The sequence below is a fragment of the Roseateles noduli genome, assembly GCF_050626985.1.
Taxonomy (GTDB): Bacteria; Pseudomonadota; Gammaproteobacteria; order Burkholderiales; family Burkholderiaceae_C; genus Roseateles; species Roseateles noduli_A.
This window is the reverse complement of record NZ_CP192463.1, coordinates 1,353,234-1,371,123: the sequence shown is the minus strand read 5'-3', so window position 1 is coordinate 1,371,123 and position 17,890 is coordinate 1,353,234. Positions and strand designations below refer to the sequence as shown.

Annotated in this window: 16 protein-coding genes; 13 read left to right on the top strand and 3 right to left on the bottom strand. The window is 70.0% G+C overall.

Features of this window, described 5'->3' with window-relative positions; translation table 11 throughout:
* Positions 1–49 precede the first annotated feature (49 nt).
* Entirely contained in the window at positions 50–4,114 is a 4,065-nt protein-coding gene (locus tag ACQ4L4_RS06115) for a DUF748 domain-containing protein (RefSeq protein ID WP_431103344.1), read from the bottom strand.
* Between the two features lie 88 nt (positions 4,115–4,202).
* On the opposite strand from ACQ4L4_RS06115, the gene ACQ4L4_RS06110 reads away from it, so the two are divergent.
* On the top strand, positions 4,203–4,970 hold the full coding sequence (locus ACQ4L4_RS06110) for a YdcF family protein (protein ID WP_431103343.1): 768 nt from the start codon (positions 4,203–4,205) through the stop codon (positions 4,968–4,970).
* Positions 4,971–5,175: 205 nt separating this feature from the next.
* Here the strand turns inward: ACQ4L4_RS06110 and ACQ4L4_RS06105 are convergent, their stop codons facing one another.
* Positions 5,176–6,729: a UbiD family decarboxylase domain-containing protein gene (locus ACQ4L4_RS06105; protein ID WP_431103342.1), complete on the bottom strand. Its 1,554-nt coding sequence runs from the start codon at positions 6,727–6,729 to the stop codon at positions 5,176–5,178.
* A gap of 306 nt (positions 6,730–7,035) precedes the next feature.
* On the opposite strand from ACQ4L4_RS06105, the gene ACQ4L4_RS06100 reads away from it, so the two are divergent.
* The 12 genes from ACQ4L4_RS06100 (at position 7,036) to nusB (ending at position 17,248) form a co-directional block, all read left to right on the top strand.
* Positions 7,036–7,887: a transglycosylase SLT domain-containing protein gene (locus ACQ4L4_RS06100; RefSeq protein WP_431103340.1), complete on the top strand. Its 852-nt coding sequence runs from the start codon at positions 7,036–7,038 to the stop codon at positions 7,885–7,887.
* A 378-nt stretch (positions 7,888–8,265) separates the two neighbouring features.
* Positions 8,266–9,516 carry a serine hydroxymethyltransferase gene (glyA, locus tag ACQ4L4_RS06095; protein ID WP_377155318.1) on the top strand — a complete coding sequence of 417 codons (1,251 nt, stop codon included), beginning with the start codon at positions 8,266–8,268 and terminating at the stop codon, positions 9,514–9,516.
* 16 nt (positions 9,517–9,532) lie between these two features.
* Positions 9,533–9,976, top strand: coding sequence for a transcriptional regulator NrdR (nrdR, locus tag ACQ4L4_RS06090; RefSeq protein WP_067271194.1), 444 nt, complete (start codon positions 9,533–9,535; stop codon positions 9,974–9,976).
* Positions 9,977–10,171: 195 nt separating this feature from the next.
* The gene (locus ACQ4L4_RS06085) at positions 10,172–10,753 is read left to right on the top strand and encodes a pilus assembly FimT family protein (protein WP_431103338.1); all 582 of its coding nucleotides are present in this window, start codon (positions 10,172–10,174) and stop codon (positions 10,751–10,753) included.
* A gap of 134 nt (positions 10,754–10,887) precedes the next feature.
* Positions 10,888–11,325, top strand: a complete 438-nt coding sequence (locus ACQ4L4_RS06080) for a type IV pilin protein (protein WP_431103337.1) — start codon at positions 10,888–10,890, stop codon at positions 11,323–11,325.
* Positions 11,326–11,335: 10 nt separating this feature from the next.
* Positions 11,336–12,166 (top strand): PulJ/GspJ family protein, encoded by an 831-nt coding sequence (locus tag ACQ4L4_RS06075; protein ID WP_431103336.1) that lies wholly within the window; start codon positions 11,336–11,338, stop codon positions 12,164–12,166.
* On the top strand, positions 12,163–13,281 hold the full coding sequence (locus ACQ4L4_RS06070) for a hypothetical protein (RefSeq protein ID WP_431103335.1): 1,119 nt from the start codon (positions 12,163–12,165) through the stop codon (positions 13,279–13,281). Before ACQ4L4_RS06075 ends, ACQ4L4_RS06070 begins: the two co-directional genes overlap by 4 nt.
* Complete coding sequence (locus tag ACQ4L4_RS06065; RefSeq protein ID WP_431103334.1) at positions 13,278–13,805, top strand: type IV pilus modification PilV family protein; 528 nt, start codon at positions 13,278–13,280, stop codon at positions 13,803–13,805. Before ACQ4L4_RS06070 ends, ACQ4L4_RS06065 begins: the two co-directional genes overlap by 4 nt.
* A gap of 139 nt (positions 13,806–13,944) precedes the next feature.
* A complete protein-coding gene (gene ribD, locus ACQ4L4_RS06060; protein WP_431104886.1) occupies positions 13,945–15,048 on the top strand; it encodes a bifunctional diaminohydroxyphosphoribosylaminopyrimidine deaminase/5-amino-6-(5-phosphoribosylamino)uracil reductase RibD in 1,104 nt (367 codons plus the stop codon).
* Positions 15,049–15,166: 118 nt separating this feature from the next.
* On the top strand, positions 15,167–16,279 hold the full coding sequence (ribBA, locus tag ACQ4L4_RS06055; RefSeq protein ID WP_431103332.1) for a bifunctional 3,4-dihydroxy-2-butanone-4-phosphate synthase/GTP cyclohydrolase II: 1,113 nt from the start codon (positions 15,167–15,169) through the stop codon (positions 16,277–16,279).
* Between the two features lie 7 nt (positions 16,280–16,286).
* Positions 16,287–16,751, top strand: a complete 465-nt coding sequence (gene ribH, locus ACQ4L4_RS06050) for a 6,7-dimethyl-8-ribityllumazine synthase (RefSeq protein ID WP_377155325.1) — start codon at positions 16,287–16,289, stop codon at positions 16,749–16,751.
* Complete coding sequence (gene nusB / locus ACQ4L4_RS06045; protein ID WP_431103330.1) at positions 16,748–17,248, top strand: transcription antitermination factor NusB; 501 nt, start codon at positions 16,748–16,750, stop codon at positions 17,246–17,248. Before ribH ends, nusB begins: the two co-directional genes overlap by 4 nt.
* A 102-nt stretch (positions 17,249–17,350) precedes the next feature.
* Here the strand turns inward: nusB and ACQ4L4_RS06040 are convergent, their stop codons facing one another.
* Positions 17,351–17,875, bottom strand: coding sequence for a hypothetical protein (locus tag ACQ4L4_RS06040; RefSeq protein ID WP_431103329.1), 525 nt, complete (start codon positions 17,873–17,875; stop codon positions 17,351–17,353).
* Between the last annotated feature and the right edge of the window lie 15 nt (positions 17,876–17,890).

Here is a 17,890-nt window from a genome sequence, read left to right as displayed (position 1 = left end):
GGGTCACTTGTGGGCGGATCATCGGCGATCAAGCCCGGGCGCCACGGACTTACTGTGCGCTCAGCGCCAGATCGACGCGAGGCGACCAGGGCTTGTCCTTGTCGGCACCGCGCTCGTCGTCCTTCGCGTGCAGTTTCGGCGAGGCGAGGAACATGCGCGCGTTCGGCACGCCGCGCTCGAGCAGCGCGTCGCGGACGACCACCGCGCGCTGCAGGGCCAGCTCGCGCAGTTGCTCGTCGGTGACGGTGTAGCTGTCCATCAGCAGCTCCCGCATCTGCTCGGCCGGGATGTCCTTGGACAGCCCGATGAGGTTGCGCGGCTTGTTGGGCAGCTTGGCGTTGTCGTAGACGACCTTGAGCAGGCGCGCACGTTGCGCGTCGTCGAGCACGATCGGCGCGGGTCGTCCGTCGGCAGTGCCGGACGCCCCCGATGCAGCCGATGCAGCCAAGACGGCCGCGCCCGGCGCGCTCACCGCCTGCGTGACCGAGGCGCGACGCAGTTCGCGACGGCGCTCGGCGATCAGCACGTCCTCCAGCTTCGCGCCCTGCGCCGCGCGGCGTTCCGCGTCGGGATCGACCCAGCCCGTGATGCTCAGCTGCAGCACCGGCTTGTCGGCCAGCACCTTCGTCAACGGTTCGAGCTTCTTCGCCGCCTCCGGCTGCAGCGCGGCCGTGCCCGGCTTGAATTCGAGCTGGCTCATCTCGGCGCCACCGCCGCCACCCGACAGCAGCGAGAACGGTGCCGTCAGCGCCTTCGTCAGCAGATTGACGATCAGCTTCCCGACCAGCCCGCCGACGCTGAACGCCGGATCGTTGAGCGAGCCGCTGACCGGCAGGTTCACGTCGATGACGCCGTCGCTGTCCTTGAGCAGCGCCACCGCCAGCTTGACCGGCAGCCGGGTCGCCGTCGGGCTGTCGATGCGGTCGCCGAAGGTCAGTTGGTTGAGCACGATCTTGTTGTCGGCCTCCAGGCGACCGCCGGGCTCGATCTGGTAATGGACCCGCGTGGACAGCTTGCCGCGCTCGATCGCGTAGCCCGCGTACTTGCCGGCATACGGCGACAGCGGCGCGAGCTCGATGTCGGTGGCGCTGGCGGTGATGTCCAGCGCCAGCGGCGCGCCGCTGGGGTTCAACTGGCCGCTGATGTCGAGCAGGCCGGTGCCCTCGACCTTGCCCTTGAGCTGCAGCGGCGCCATCGCCGCCGAACCGGCCGAGAACGCGCCCAGCGTCCCCGTGAGCTCGCTGAGGTTGGCGCTGTAGTTGGGCTTGATGAAGCGGTCGTTGAAATCGACCTTGCCGCCGTTGACGCGGGTCTCGCCGATGCTGATCCGCAGCGGCGGATCGCCGGCCGCGGACGAGGCGGCGCCGGCCACCGGCACCGTGCCGGCCGACGCCGTGCCGGACGACGCCGTCGCCGGTGTCGGCGCCGACGTCGCGCGGGCCACCGTCGCCGCCACCGGCGCGGACGCCGCCGGCGTGCCCGCCACGGCCGCCACGGCCTGGCCCTGCTCGGTCTGGTTCAGGTCGCGCAGGTTGAGGCGGCCCTGCTCGTTGATGATCAGCCGCGCGTAGAACTCGTCCAGCACGGCCTGCTGGATCTTCACGTCCGGCGCTCCGCCGGGCGCCAGCGCCACCCGCAGCCCGCCGAGCTTCAGGCCCTGCCAGCTCAGCAGGTCCTCGGCCGAACGGCGCCTGCCGTCCTGCAGCCGCGCCTGGCGCAGCCGCAGGTCGGAGATCAGCAACTCGCCGCCGGCGCGCACCGACGGTCCCTTGGGCGTCTCGGTGAACTCGAAGCCGCCGCGCATCGACCCCTCGGCGCGCTGCAGGTGGATGCCGATGGACGGATCGAGGTAGGGATCGACCCAGTGCAGCGGCAGGTGCTCGGCGCTCAGGCGTCCCGAGGCTGTCAGCGGCGTCAGCGCGAGTTGACCGTCCCAGCGGAACTTCGGCACCTCGCGCATGTTGCGACGCGTGGCGTCGGGCCGGCGCAGCGTCGCCGCCAGTTGCACCGGCAGCGGCTTGCGCAGCTGGCGACCGTCCCAGTCGATGCCGGACACCTTCAGCATCAATTCCTGAACGCCGATCGGCCGGGCCGGTTCGTCGTCGAGCACATGCGTCGCCAGATCGAGCAAGGTCGCCTCGCCGCCTTCCACGGCGATCTCGGCAATCTGCGCGGTCCACGGCGCATCGTTCGCCGCTTTGGCAGCGGCCAGCTCGGGATGGTCCGGCTCGCTCAAGGTCAGGCGATCGCCGCGCCCTTCGGGTTCGCGTCGGCGTGAGGCAGTTGCTGCGGTGGCTGCGCCTGTGGCGACTCCGGCGCCCTGCCCGCTCGCCGCGTGCGACGCGGCCGAGGCACCCATCCAGGCGTCCCAGCTCCACTTGCCGGCCTTGTCGCGGCCCAGTTGCGCCTTCGGCGCCACCAGCGCCAGCCGGCCGGCCGTCAGTTGGCGGCTGTCCAGCGCGAGCGCCGCCTGGTCGAGGCTCAACTGCTTGAGCGCCAGCACCGGCTTCTTGCCGTCGGCGAGTTGCACATCGTCGAGGCTGAGCGCCTTCAGCGACAGCTTGAGGTTCTCGCCCGCCGGTCCCGCGCTCACGGCGCCCTGCGTGGCGAAGCGGCCCTGGACCGACAGCGGCGTCGCCGCCTTCAGATACGGCGCGAAGCCGTCCAGCGCGAGCTCCTTCAGCGCCCAGGTGAGCGCGATGCCCGCCTTGCCGACCTCGCCCTTGCCACTGAACACCGCCGGGGTCTTCGCGCCTTCAGGCGACAGCGTCGCGGCGATCTCCACCGGCGCCGGCTTCGCGGCCAAGGGCCAGCTCAGTCCGCTGCCCTTGACCGTCAGGCCGTCGACGTTCCATCGGGCCGCGGGGCGGAGCGTCTCGTCGGTCCAGCCGACGCGGCCGCCTTCCAGCGCCAGCTGCTGCACGCCGACGCGCCAGGGCGTCGCGCCCGTGGCGGCTGTCTTCGCCGCCTCGGAGGACGCCTCCTTCGGCGACGCGGCGACGACCTTCGGCGCCGACGTTGCCGAGGCCGGCGTAGAGGCCGCGGACATCTCCGGCAGCCACAAGCGGCCTTGCGCGTCGCGGCCCATCAGCAGCTCCGGCTGCTTCAGCGTCACCGCCCCCAGCAGCACCTGCCGCTTGAGCGGCTGCACGTCCGCCAGCTCGACGCTCAGCGTCTGCCAGCGCAGCCAGTCTTCCCAGCCACTGTCCGCCTTGCCGTCCGATCCAGCGTCCGCGCGCCGCTGCAGCGACAACTCGCGCACCGACGTCCGGCCGCTGAGCTTGACCTCGGGCGGCTGCTTCGGCGGCTGCTTGAAGTCCAACGTCAGCTGCGAATCGACCAGGCCCTTGGCCAGCCGCATCGGCAGTTCCTTCGGCCAGTAGGCGCGGTACGCCGACAGGTCGAGCGCGTCGAGCTTGACCGTCATGCTCGCGCTGCGCGTGTCGGCAAAGGGCTGCACCTGGCCCTCGCTCTGGAAACCGACGCCGTTCAGGCGCCCCGACAGCCGCGGCTGCACATGCACCTCGACGTCCGCATCCAGCGTCGACAGGAACGGAATGCCCAGCTGGAGCGCCTTCAGCTCGTGGACCATGCCGGCGCCGCGGTCGTCCAGGCGGAATTCGCCGTCGGTCAGTTCGATGTTGTAGAGCGCCGCCTCGGCGGGGCCGTCGTCCGGCGTCGGCGTCTTCTTCGGCGAAGCGGCCAGCCGGGCCACGATGTCGTCCAGATCGGTCTTGCCATCGGCCAGCAACGCGACGCGCACCCGCGGCGACGCCACCGTCAGCGACGACAGCACCGGCGCCAGATGCCACAGCGATCGCGGCGACAGCACCGTGCGCACGCGCTGGACCTCGAACAGCGGCGGCGCGTCGGCCGTCGGACCGGCGATCTTCAGCTCGTCCAGCGTGAGCGCGAGCCGCCACGGCGTGAAGCTGGCCCCACCCAGCGTGACGGGACGTCCCAGTTGCTCCGAAGCGATGCGCACGCCCGCCCGCTCGATCCACATCGGCAGCGCCACCCAGGCCACGAGCAGCAACGCGACGACGAAGAGCACCAGACCCACGAACACACGCAGCGCGCGTCGCGGCCAGACGGGAAGAGCAGAGAAGAACACGGGAACAGCCGGCAAAACCCGGACGAGTCGTCAAGGAAGCTGATTATGCTGGCGGGCCTCAACACCTGACACCCATCCCCGGCTCCCGATGAACGACCTGATACATGCGGTGGCGGCCTTCCTGCTGCCGCCCACCGGCGCGTTTCCGCTGCTGCTGCTCGCGTGGTGGCTGCGGCACCGCCGCCGCTGGCTCTCCGGCGCGCTGTTCGCGACCGGGCTGATCGCCGTCTGGGTCGGCAGCACCGAACTCGGCGCGCTGTGGCTGCAGGACCGGCTTCTGGGGCCGCAGCAGGCCGTGCGGGTCGAGCGCCTGAAGGACGTCCCGCCCAAGGAGACCCTCATCGTCGTGCTCGGCGGCGGCGCCCGCAAGCTGATGCCGGAATACGGCAGCGCCCAGCTCAAGGCCCTGTCGATCGAGCGGCTGCGTTACGGGATCTGGTTGTCGCGACGGACCGGCATCCCGCTGATGTTCACCGGCGGCACGCCACGCGACGCCTCGGACGAACGCATGACCGAAGCGGCGCTGGCCGAGCGCACCGCGGCGCAGGAATTCGGCTTCACGCTCGCGGCCAAGGAAGACCGCGCCACCGACACGCGCGAGAACGCGCAGTTCACCGCCGAGCTGCTGCGCGGGCAGCCCATCCGGCGCGTCGTGCTGGTCACGCACGACGTGCACATGCGCCGCGCGCTGCGGGCCTTCCGCGAGGCGCTGCCGGCGGAGGTGGAGGTCGTCCCCGCGCCGCTCGGCCTGGCGCTGCCGGGGTTCGAATGGCGCGACCTGCTGCCCTCGCAGGAAGGCATCTCGCGGGCGCGTTATCTGGGTTACGAGTGGCTGGGCTACGTGGGCGGTCATTGACGGCCCAAATAGAAACCCCCTCCACGCCGGACGTGCCGGACGAGGAAGGGGTGGGCGGACCAGCCGCCTTTGGGGCTCCGTGGCGATTTGCCGCAGGGCTCCTGGCGCGCAGAGACTGCGCCAGAGGAAGTGCCGGAAAGGCCAGACAACCTTAGGTCCGCCTCCCGGTCCTTTCAAGCCGTGATGCCCGGGAACCCGTAATTTCCTAGCCCCCGAACAAACGCTGATAGAGATCCGCCGCACGGGCTTTCTGCTCGGCCGGCATCTCGATCACGCGGCCCCATTCGCGCGGCGTCTCGCCCGGCCACTTGTTGGTCGCGTCCAGGCCCATCTTCCCGCCCAGCCCGCTGACCGGCGAGGCGAAATCCAGGTAGTCGATCGGCGTGCCCTCGACCAGCGTCGTGTCCCGCACCGGGTCCATGCGCGTCGTGATCGCCCAGATCACGTCCTGCCAGCTGCGGATGTCGACGTCCTCGTCCACGATCACGATGAACTTCGTGTACATGAACTGGCGCAGGTAGCTCCACAGGCCGAACATCAGCCGCTTGGCGTGGCCCGGATAGGCCTTCTTGATCGAGATGACCGCCATCCGGTAGCTGCAGCCCTCAGGCGGCAGATAGAAGTCGACGATCTCCGGGAACTGCTTCTGCAGGATGGGAACGAACACCTCGTTCAGCGCCACGCCCAGCACCGCGGGCTCGTCGGGCGGCTTGCCGGTGTAGGTCGAGTGGTAGATCGCGCCCTCGCGCTGGGTGATCCGGTTCACCTCGAAGACGGGGAACCAGTCCTGCTCGTTGTAGTAGCCGGTGTGGTCGCCGTAGGGCCCTTCCAGCGCGTGCAGGTAGCCGCCCTTCTCCTTCAGCGGGATGCCGTCCTCGCTGTGGCCGGTGAAGCCCGGCGCCGCCGGCGGGATGTGGCCCTCGAGCACGATCTCCGCCGTCGCCGGCACCTGCAGCATGCGGCCGGCCTCGCCGACGTTCGTGTCGGCGACCTCGGTCCGCGAGCCGCGCAGCAGGCCGGCGAACTGGTATTCGGACAGCGTGTCCGGCACCGGCGTCACCGCGCCCAGCGTCGTCGCCGGGTCGGCGCCGAGCGCCACGGCGATGGGGAACGGCTGTCCCGGATTCGCGATGCCGAAGTCGCGGAAATCCAGGGCACCCCCGCGATGCGCCAGCCAGCGCATGATCAGTTGCCGCTTGCCGATCAATTGCTGTCTATAGATACCGAGGTTCTGACGCAGGCGCGGGTTCGCGATCTTCTGCGGCCCCCGCGTCACCACCAGCCCCCAGGTCAGCAGCGGGCCGACGTCGCCGGGCCAGCAGGTCTGGATCGGCAATCGCTTCAGGTCGACGTCGTCGCCCTCGATCACCTGCTCCTGACAGGCCGGCCGCTTGACCAGCGACGGCTTCATGTCCCACAGCGCCTTGCCCATCTGCGCCAGCTTGCCCACGTCGCGCAGGCCGCGCGGCGGCTCCGGCTCCTTCAGCGTCGCCAGCAGCTGCCCGACCTCCCTCAACTGGGTGGTCGACTGGGCCCCCATGCCCAGCGCCACGCGCCGCGGCGTCCCGAACAGGTTCGCCAGCACCGGCATCCGGTAGCCGGTCGGCTGTTCGAACAGCAGCGCCGGGCCTTCCGCCTTGAGGACCAGGTCGCTGACGGCCGTCATCTCGAGCACCGGGGACACCGGCTCGGCCACGCGGCGCAGCTCGCCCATGGCCTCCAAAGCGCCCATAAAGTCACGCAGATCTCGGTACTTCATAACCAAAAGTATTTAAGAACATGGCCCATACGGTTGACGGGTTATTTTTGATCCATAGAATCGCGCCCTGCCCTGACCCCAGGGTTATCCCGGTTCTCGCTGTGGGAAGCGAAGCCGGTGTGCTGCCAATGGACGCTGGATCGCCCGTCTGTCGCACCAAGAGCCCGGAGCCCTCTGAGAGCCCTCCAGGCCGTCGACGACGCCCGAGCCGGCCCATTATCACCACCCCCAGGTGGGTGTCCCGCGAGTGAACGCTTCGAGCGGCTCGCCAGACACACACCGGGCGTGGTCGGAGAAAGGAGTCGCATGACAGCGCGTTCAGACCTGCTATCCCTGCCCCGCCAGGCGCAAGCCGCCCTGGTGCTTTTCGTCAAGGACATCGGCCAGGGCCTCCTGGTCGTCAGCCACAACACGCTCGCCCTGGTGGGCTTCGCCGTCGTCGCCGTCGGGCTGGTCTTCGCCAGCCAGGCCGACCTGCGCCAGCAGCTGGAAGGCCAGGTGCTGGGTTGGCTCAATGCGCGCCACGAGGCGCGCGTCGAGGCTTCCGGCGACGTGCTCGCCCTGATGGCCGAGCCCGACGCGATCACCCGCGCCACCGCGGTGGATCCGAAGGAGCTCACCCGTCAACAGGCGCTGGTGGCCAACTACCTGGCCAGACGCTACCGCGTCGCGCCGGAACCGGTCAGCCGACTGGTCAAGGAAGCCTGGGAAGTCGGCCAGCGCGCCCGTGTCGAGCCGACGCTGATCCTGTCCATCATGGCGATCGAATCCGGTTTCAACCCGTTCGCCCAGAGTGCCGTCGGCGCCCAGGGCCTGATGCAGGTGATGACGCGCGTCCATGACGACAAGTACGAGGCCTTCGGCGGCAACCTGGCCGCCTTCGACCCCGTCACCAACCTGCGCGTCGGCGTCCAGGTGCTCAAGGAGTGCATCCAGCGCGCCGGCAGCCTCGAGGAGGGCCTGCGCCGCTACGTCGGTGCCGCCAACCTGCCCGACGACACCGGCTACGCCTCGCGCGTGCTGGCCGAGCAGGACCTGCTGAAGGCCGTCGCCCAGGGGCGCAACGTCAGCCCGTCGGCGCCGCGTCCGATCCGCGAGCCGGCGTCCGCGCCGGCCTCGACCGGCGAGCAGGTCGCCATGACCGCCGTCATGCGCTGAACGCTCGTTCCGCGACTTCGATCAACGGGTTCCACGGGAACCCGTTTCTCATTGGGCGAAGCCGGCGACCCCACTGCCGTGGGAACAATGTCACGAGATGCCCGGCGCCCCTCGACGGTGCGGCTACACTGCGGGCTTCGCGCAACTGGCGATCAGGGCGCCCTGCCCGGAGACGGATCGGTCTCCGCACAGGCGTCGCCCGAGGTGGGCCACCACCGGGAAGCGCGAACGGCCGGGGATCTCCCTGGCTGTCCGTGCCGTTCGCCTGGGCCGCCGTCGTTCCGTCCTCCGTCGCCGGGTCGCTGTCATTCCAGAAGAATGGCGACCACGCCGATGCGTTGCCGGCCGGGCGGCGCCAACCCTTGAGCCGACATCATCATGTTTGACCGCACCCAACAGACCCTCGCCAACGTCGACGCCGAAGTCTTCGCCGCCATCCAGCAGGAGACCCGGCGCCAGGAAGACCACATCGAGCTGATCGCCTCGGAGAACTACACCTCTCCGGCGGTGATGGAAGCCCAGGGCAGCCAGCTGACCAACAAGTATGCGGAGGGCTATCCCGGCAAGCGCTACTACGGCGGCTGCGAGTACGTGGACATCGTCGAGCAGCTGGCGATCGACCGCCTGAAGCAGCTCTACGGCGCCGAGTTCGCCAACGTGCAGCCCAACAGCGGCTCGCAGGCCAACCAGGGCGTGTTCTTCGCGCTGCTGCAGCCCGGCGACACCATCATGGGCATGAGCCTGGCCGAAGGCGGCCACCTGACCCACGGCATGGCGCTGAACATGAGCGGCAAGTGGTTCAACGTCATCTCCTACGGCCTGGACGCCAAGGAAGCGATCGACTACGACGCGATGGAAGCGCTGGCGCGCGAGAAGAAGCCCAAGCTGATCATCGCGGGCGCGTCGGCGTACTCGCTGCACATCGACTTCGAGCGCTTCGGCAAGATCGCCAAGGAGATCGGCGCCTACTTCATGGTCGACATGGCGCACTACGCCGGCCTGATCGCCGCGGGTGTCTATCCGAACCCGCTGCCGCACGCCGACGTCGTGACCTCGACGACGCACAAGAGCCTGCGCGGCCCGCGCGGCGGCATCATCCTGACCAACGACGAAGCGATCGCCAAGAAGATCAACTCGGCGATCTTCCCCGGCATCCAGGGCGGTCCGCTGATGCACGTGATCGCCGGCAAGGCGGTGGCCTTCAAGGAAGCGCTGACGCCCGAGTTCAAGGCCTACCAGCAGCAGGTCGTCGCCAACGCCAAGGTGCTGGCCGACACGCTGATCGAGCGCGGCCTGCGCATCGTCTCCGGCGGCACGCAGAGCCACGTGATGCTGGTGGACCTGCGTCCGAAGAACCTGACCGGCAAGGAAGCCGAGGCCATCCTGGGCGCGGCCCACATGACCTGCAACAAGAACGGCATCCCGAACGACCCGCAGAAGCCGATGGTGACCAGCGGCGTCCGCCTGGGCACGCCGGCGATGACCACGCGTGGCTTCAAGGAGGAGCAGGTCCGCAAGACCGCCCACCTGATCGCCGACGTGCTGGACAACCCGCACGACGAGGCCAACCTGGCCCGCGTGCGCGAGCAGGTGGCCGAGCTGACGCGTCAGTTCCCGGTCTACCGCTGAAGCGGGTCCGCGGCGCATGCGATGCCCGTTCTGCGGTCACGGCGACACGCAGGTGTCGGAGACCCGGGAGTCCGACGAAGGCGACGTGGTGCGTCGCCGCCGTCGCTGCCAGTCCTGTGACAAGCGCTTCACGACCTACGAGCGCGCGGACATCGCGCTGCCGATGGTCGTGAAGAAGGACGGCACGCGCGCCGAGTTCGACATGGGCAAGCTGCGCGCGTCGATGACGCTGGCGCTGCGCAAGCGGCCGGTGAGCATCGAGCAGATCGACGCGGCGCTGGAGCGCATCCAGGAGAAGCTGCTCAGCACCGGCGTGCGCGAGATCCCGTCGACCAAGCTGGGCGAGCACGTGATGCGCGAGCTCAAGCGCATCGACAAGGTGGCCTACGTGCGCTTCGCGTCGGTGTACCGCTCGTTCGAGGACGTCGACGAGTTCCGGCAGTTGATCCGAGACATCTGAGGTCGCGGGGCGCCGCGCGTGTGCGGCACTGAAGTCGTGCGTCATTGACGCGGCCTTCACGGACTTTTCAGGCGCATCCCCCGCGCATCCCCCAAAAGCCGGCCCCCTTCAGCGGGCCGGCTTTCCCCTCCTGAAGGCGAAGCGCAACGGCCGCCGTCTCCCTAGAGTTCCTGGCAACTCTTCGGGAGATCTTCCTTGCAGCCCTCCGCTTCCCCGTTCCCCTGCCATCGCCCCACCGCCCCGCGCGGCATCAGCCTCATCGAGGTGCTGGTCAGCGTCGCGCTGGTCGTGCTCGTGGCCCTGCTCGCCGGGCCCGACCTGCGCGACTGGCTCTGGCGCCAGCGACTCGCGAATGCCGCGCAGGCCGTCCTCGGCGATCTTCAACTGGCTCGCAGCGAGGCGATCCAGGGCTCGCGCAACGTGAGCCTGCGATTCGGCGGCGATGAATCCGCCGTCAGCGGCAGCGGCCGCTGCTACGTGCTGCACACCGGCGCCGCCGGCGGCTGCGACTGCCACCTGGATGCGCCACCCACCTGCCGCGCCGACGCGCAGGCGATCAAGCAGGCGCGCTGGGTGCGAGATCGGGGACGGCCGGAGGTCACGGCCAACGTGCCGTCGATGCTGTTCAGCGGACGCCAGGGGACCGTGTCGGTCAGCGGCACGGTCGAGGTCCGCATCGCCAGCATCGGCACGGTCCGTCACATTGTGAGCATCACGGGCCGCGTGCGCAGCTGCACGCCCGATGGCGCGCTGAACCGCCTGCCGAGGTGCGCATGACGCCGCTGACGCCGTCGTCGGTGAAGCCACTGGTGAAGCCGCCGAGGAAGCCCCGCATGACAGCGCGAACCAACGTGCGAATGAACATGCGACAGGGCATGCGACAGGGCATGCGAAAAGGCATGCGAAAGGGCATGCGAGAAGGCAAGCCAATGGGCCGGCGCGGTTTCTCGTTGATCGAGATCCTGACCGTGCTGGCGATCGTTGCCGTGCTGGCGGCGCTGACGCTCCCCGGTTTCCGCGATCAGGTCATGAAGGGCCGGCGCGCCGAGGCGCGCGAGGCGCTGCAGGAGATCCAGCTCGCGCAGGAGCGTTTCCGCTCGCGCAGCCCGCGATACGCCGACCGCCTCGAAGACATCGAGCAGCCCGCGACGACGAAGGGCGGGCTCTATCGGCTGCGCCTCGTCCAGGCCGACGCCACGCGCTACCGGGCCGAGGCCGTCGCGCAAGGCAGCCAGTCCGCCGACCGTCGATGCCGCGTGCTGACGCTGCGGCTGGAACTCGGCGCGGTCTACACCACCGGATTCGACGAGCAAGGGGTCGAGCAGGCAGACGCCTGCTGGCCACAGTGACGGAGCAAGCATGACGAAACACCTCTGCCAACGCTGCGCGCCGTGCGGCCGCCCGCCTCGCTTCACGCATGCGTTCAAACGCGACTTCACAAGCGCTTTGACACATGGCTCCACACATGGCTCCACACGAGGCTCCATACGAGGATCCGCGCGAGGCTTCACACTCGTCGAATTCATGATCGGACTGACGATCGGTCTCCTGCTCCTGGCCGGAGCGTTCTCGATGGCGGGCGTCCAGCTCGGCGAGCACCACCGGCTGATGCTGGAACTGCAGGTCCAGCAGGAACTGCGCGCCACCGCCGAACTCCTGCTGCGTGACCTGCGTCGCGCGGCGTTCTGGGACCGTGCGCAGGACGGCGTCTGGCAGGACGATACCGACGCGCCGGTCCGCAATCCCTACGCGGATCTCACGGTCGAGGACGCCGGCCGGCGCCTGACCTACAGCTTCGCCCGGGACGGGAGTGCCCCCGGCGGCGGGAGCGTCCGCGAGACCTCCGGCTTCCGCTTGAACGACGGTCGGATCGACCAGTTGATCGCGGGCCGCTACCAGCCGCTGACGGATCCCGACCTGCTGCGCGTGCGGCGGCTGGAGGTGCGACTCGCGTCGCAGGCGTATCCGTTGGGGGACGCGTGCGACCCGGCCTGTGCCTCCGGCTCCGGCTCCGGCTCCGGCTCCGGCTCGGGCTCGGGCGCTGGTGGCGGCGCCTGCCCGCCGACCTTGTCCGCGCGCCTGGTGACCCTGACCGTCGATGCCGAGGCCGTGCATGACCCGCGCGTCAGCCATCACCTCGAACTGTTGAGCCAGTTGCACAACCACGCGCTCTCGGGAGCCTGCCCATGACCCGGCGGAACGAGCGAGGCCTGGGCACGCTGGCGATGTGCATGGTGCTGCTGGGCGTGCTGGCACTGGGAGCCGCCTGGGCGGCGCGGCAGTTGGCAACGGCGCAACGCGTGGCGGCCAACGACCTGCGGGCCGCCACGGCCTCCGAGGCCGCCGAGTCCGGCATGGCCTGGGCGGTCGCCATGCTCAACGGCGGGGCCATCGACGAGGCCTGCAGGCCCGCGACGACGGGACCAGGGGTCGACGGCGCGACATCGTCTGACTTCCGCGGCCGATTCCTGCTGATCGGCGCCGATGGCTACTATCACGCGCCAGGCTCGCCGCCAGCAGCTGCAGCTGCCGCGGCGCCAGCACCGGCCGCATCGGCAACGCCGGCCTGTGCGAACTCCGGGCCCCTGCGTTGGTCCTGCCGCTGCGGCACCTCCGGCAACGCGGATGCGGGCGGACCGCGCGCCGACGGCGAAGCGCAACCGCAGTTCAGCATCCGCTTCGCCGACGCGGGTGGGCCGGGGCAGCTGAAGCTGATCGCACGCGGCTGCAGCGACCGCCGGGCGGACTGCGACGATGTCGCCAACGGCCCGATCGGCGTGGCCGAGTCGGCCCAGCATCTGGCGCTCCTCAGCGCGCTGCGCGTGCCGCCTCCGTCCGCCCTGGTGGAGGGGCCGGGGAGCTTTCTCCGGGTCTTCGGTTATCCGCCGGGACGCTATCGCGACCAGCCCGCCATCACCCGACTGCGCTGTGGCGGCGATTGCGACGGCTCGCTCGCCCAGGCGCTGGCGCGCGGGCGCCGCCTGATCTGGATCGACGGCGACGCACACCTGTCCCAATGGCCAGCGTCGGCACTCGACGGCACGCCGCTCGTGCTGGTCGTCGACGGGCGGCTGGACCTCACCGCGCCCGGCCATCCGCAAGGCGTGCTCTACGCGCGGGACGGCGTCGACTGGCACCCGCCTGCCGGCATGCCGACTTCGTTGCGCGGGGCGGTGGTCAGCGATGCCCGTGTCGACAAGGCGGGCTCGGTCGAATTGATCCATGACGCCGCCGTCCTCTATCGCATCCATCGACAGATGGGCAGTTTCGTCCCGGTCCCTGGCGGCTGGACACCGACACGATGAAGAGCCTTCCCCAATCCCTTGCCCGATCCCTTCACCATCCTCGATCCGGTCGCGTCCGTCGCCGTATCGGCCGCGGATTCACGATCGTCGAGGCGCTGGTCGCGCTGGTGCTGCTGTCCATCGGCGCGGTGGCCCTCATGACGTTGCAGGCCCGGCTGCGCGTGGCCGCAGACGAGGCCCGCCACCAGGATCAGGCCCTGCGCCTCGCCCACAACGAACTCGAACGCTGGCGCTGGCAGCCGGGCGGCCCCTCCCCCGCGCTGTCCTGGGAAGGACCGGACATCGAGTTCGCCATCGCGGGCCGCGCGGTGCCCGCGGCCGACGCGCTGGGCCGCGGCGCCGACGAGAGCGCGCCGGAGGCCGGGGCCGGAGCCGTCACGCCGCCGCTGCGACCTGTGCAGGTGCGCGTGCAGTGGACGGATCGCACCGGACGGTCCCGGTCCGTCACCCTCGAGAGCCTGCTCCCCCTCACCGATCCAGCCCTCTCCGGCCTGCTGCAACTCCCGCCGGGATCGCGCCGCTAGACTCCGCGCCATGCAAGACGTCCGATCGCCCGCCCTGCCGCCCGAACCGCCCTCCCGCCCGCCGCCGGCCACTGCCTCGGGCGCGTCCGGCGCCTCCGCCGCATCCAGCGCCTCCACGCGGCCGCGCGACGACCGTTGGATGGCCGAGGCGGTGCGCCTGGCCCATGACGCGGTCGGCCTCACCGACCCCAACCCCCGTGTGGGCTGTGTCATCGTCGACGGCGAGGATCGCGTGCTCGGCCAGGGGCACACGCAGGCCGCCGGACAGGCCCACGCCGAGGTCATGGCCTTGCGCGATGCCCAGGCCCGGGGTCAGGACGTGCGCGGCACGACCGTTTACGTGACCCTCGAACCCTGCGCCCACCATGGCCGCACCCCGCCCTGCTGCGACGCGCTGATCGCGGCCGGCGTCGGACGGGTCGTGGTCGCGCTCGGCGACCCGAACCCGCAGGTCGCCGGTCAGGGACTCGCGCGGATGCGCGCCGCCGGCATCGCCACGGAGGTGCTGCCGACCGCCCATCCGTCCGCCGTCGAGGCGCACGAGCTCAACATCGGTTTCCTGACCCGCATGCAGCACGGACGCCCCTTCGTGCGGATGAAGATCGCCGCGTCCCTCGACGGGCGGACCGCGCTCTCGAACGGCGTCAGCCAATGGATCACCGGCCCCGACGCCCGGCGCGACGGCCACGCCTGGCGGCGTCGTGCCGGCGCCGTGCTGACCGGCATCGGCACCGCGCGCGAGGACGATCCGCGCCTGGATGTCCGGGACGTCGACACCGTGCTGCAGCCGCAGCGCGTGTTGATCGACTCGCGCCTGGAGCTGTCCCCGGACGCGCGCCTGCTGGCGCCGCCCGGGCAACTGCTGATCTATCACGCCCTGGCCGAGCCGGGCGAGCGTGGCGCCGCGCTGGCGGCGCGCGGGGCGGAGCTGGTCTCCGTCGCCGACCCGACCAGGGGCAAGGTCGACCTGGGCGCGGCGATCCGCGACCTCGGCCGACGGCAGGTCAATGAGCTCCACATCGAGGCCGGCTACAAGCTCAACGGCTCGCTGTTGCGGGCGGGACTGATCGACGAACTGTTGATCTACGTCGCGCCGATGCTGCTGGGCGAGGGCCGCGGCATGGTCGACCTGGGCGGTCTGACGGCGCTCGACGGGGCGCCGCGCTTCCGGATGGTCGACTGCCAGCCCGTCGGGGGCGATCTGCGGCTGAGACTGCGGCCGCTCGCTGCTTCATCGGCCTAGCGACTTCAGCGACTTCAGCCGCATCGGGCGCGTCAGCTTCGCAACGCCAGGATCGCCCGACCTTCCCGAGGAACCCCGCGCCCCCGACCACCGGGCCGCCCCGCCTACAATCGCACCCATGCCTATTTCACCGATTCCCGAGCTGGTCGCCGAGCTGGCGGCCGGCCGCATGGTCATCCTCGTCGACGAAGAGGACCGCGAGAACGAGGGGGACCTCGTCCTCGCCGCCGACCACGTCACGCCGGAGGCGATCAACTTCATGGCCAAGCATGGCCGGGGCCTGATCTGCCTGACCCTGACCCGCGAGCGCTGCGAGCAGCTGCAGCTGCCGCCGATGGCCACCCGCAACGGCACCAAGCACGGCACGGCCTTCACCGTGTCGATCGAGGCGGCCACCGGCGTCACCACCGGCATCTCCGCCGCCGATCGCGCGCGGACCGTGCAGGCGGCGGTCGCCAAGGGCGCGGTCGCGTCGGACCTCGTGCAGCCGGGCCACATCTTCCCGCTGCAGGCGCAGGACGGGGGCGTGCTCATGCGGGCCGGCCACACCGAAGCCGGCTGCGACCTGTCGCGCATGGCCGGCCTGACGCCCGCCGGCGTGATCTGCGAGATCATGAACGACGACGGCACCATGGCCCGTCTGCCGGATCTGGAGATCTTCGCCAAGGAACACGGCCTGAAGATCGGCACCATCGCCGACCTGATCGAGTACCGCAGCCGCAACGAGTCGATCGTGCAGCGCATCGCGCAGCGTCCGCTGGACACGCGCGAAGGCCGCTTCGACTGCCACGTCTTCCGCGACCGCTCGAACAACGTGCACATGGCGCTGGCGCTGGGCCAATGGCAGCCCGACCAGGAGGTGCTGGTGCGGGTGCACGAGCCCTTCTCGGCGATGGACCTGCTCGACGCCGGCCGATGCGGCCACAGCTGGCCGCTGCCGCAGGCGCTGGCGGCGATCCAGCGCGAGGGCTCCGGCGTCGCGGTGCTGCTGAACTGCGGCGAGGACGCGGACGCGCTGCTGGCGCGCCTGCAGCCGGCCGCGTCGGAAGACACCCGGCAGACCATGGACCTGCGCACCTACGGCGTCGGCGCGCAGATCCTGCGCGAACTCGGCGTGCAGCGGATGAAGCTGCTGGGCAGCCCGCGCCGCATGCCGAGCATGACCGGCTATGGGCTGGAAGTGACCGGTTTCCAGGCCGCCCAGGCCGGTGCCAACGACAAGAATTGCTGAGGACCGCATGCAAGGATCTGACAAGGGTCAGTCGACCCGATTGGACGGACGGGGCCTGCGCGTCGGCATCGTCCAGGCACGGTTCAACGACGAGTTGACGACGGCGCTGGCCAAGGCCTGCCTGGGCGAACTCGCCCGTCTGGGCGTCCAGGATGCCGACATCCGCCACGTGACCGTGCCGGGCGCGCTGGAAGTGCCGGTGGCGCTGCAGGCGATGGCCGTCAGCGGCAGGTTCGACGCGCTCGTCGCGCTGGGCTGCATCATCCGCGGCGAGACCTATCACTTCGAGCTGGTCGCCAACGAGAGCGGCGCCGGCGTGACGCGCCTGACGCTGGACCACCGCCTGCCGATCGCCAACGCGATCCTGACGGTCGAGAACGAGGAACAGGCCTGGGCGCGGGCCGAAGACAAGGGCCGCGATGCCGGGACCGTTGCCGTCGAAATGGCACAGCTGCTGAAAGAACTCAAGTGAACACCAAGGACAACACCCCCGCCGGCAAGACCGCAGGCAAGCCGGGCGCGAAGAAGGCGCCGGCCAAGTCGGCGCGCCGCCGTTCGCGCGAGCATGCGCTGCAAGGCATCTACCAGTGGCTGGTGACCGGCGACGACCTCGGCGTGATCGACGCGCACACGCGCGAGCAGGACGGCTTCGAGAAGGCTGACCGCGGTCATTACGACAAGCTCTTCAACGGCGCGATCGAGGAAGCGGCCGATCTCGACGCGGTGCTGGCCCGTCACGCGGACCGCAAGACGACCGAGCTGTCGCCGATCGAGCATGCGATCCTGATGATCGGCGCGTACGAGCTGAAGAACTGCATCGACATCCCGTACAAGGTCGCGATCAACGAGGCCGTCGAACTGGCCAAGTCCTTCGGCGGCACGGACGGCCACAAGTACGTCAACGGCGTGCTGGACCGCGCCGCGATCGACCTGCGACCCGTCGAGGTCAAGGCCGTCCGCGGCAACTGATCTCCACCCCCGGCATGCAAAAGGCCCGGATGGCGTTTGCCTCCGGGCCTTTGTCATTGAGGGTCAATCGCAAAATTCTGAGCCACCGCTGCCACGCGGCGGTCAAGGAGCCTCCGGCGTCGGCGTCGGTGTTGGTGTTGCCATCGCATGCTGGGGCTCCGTGGGAAGGCTGAAGGTGATGTGCGTCCTATCCACGACGCGGGCACCGACCCAGCCCAACGTGGAGACCATACCGACCAACAGACAGCCGATCACCCAGCCGGCACCGCGTTGGAACGCCTGCGTCTCCAGCGCCTTGTCCACCTTGCCGCCCAATACGTCAATCTTGTCCGACAAGGTCTTGAACGAGCCATCTACCTTGTCTTCCAGGCGGTCCATCCTCGTCTCGATCCTGTCTATCCGCAAGTCGATGCCGTCGATGCGAGCATCGAGCGCGCCGAAGGCCGTCTTGAGACCGGACACGTCCGACGAGAGCTGATCCAGCCGGTCCAGGACAAACCGTTCCTGGTACACGGACCAACCATGTTCTCGATGACCCGCGTGGCGACCTGACTTGCGGGACTTCGGCGAGTGGCGATGGGAAATGAAGGGCGTGGCGGCGCCGGGGGAAATCGTGTGTGCCTGCATGTTGGAGGGATCCAG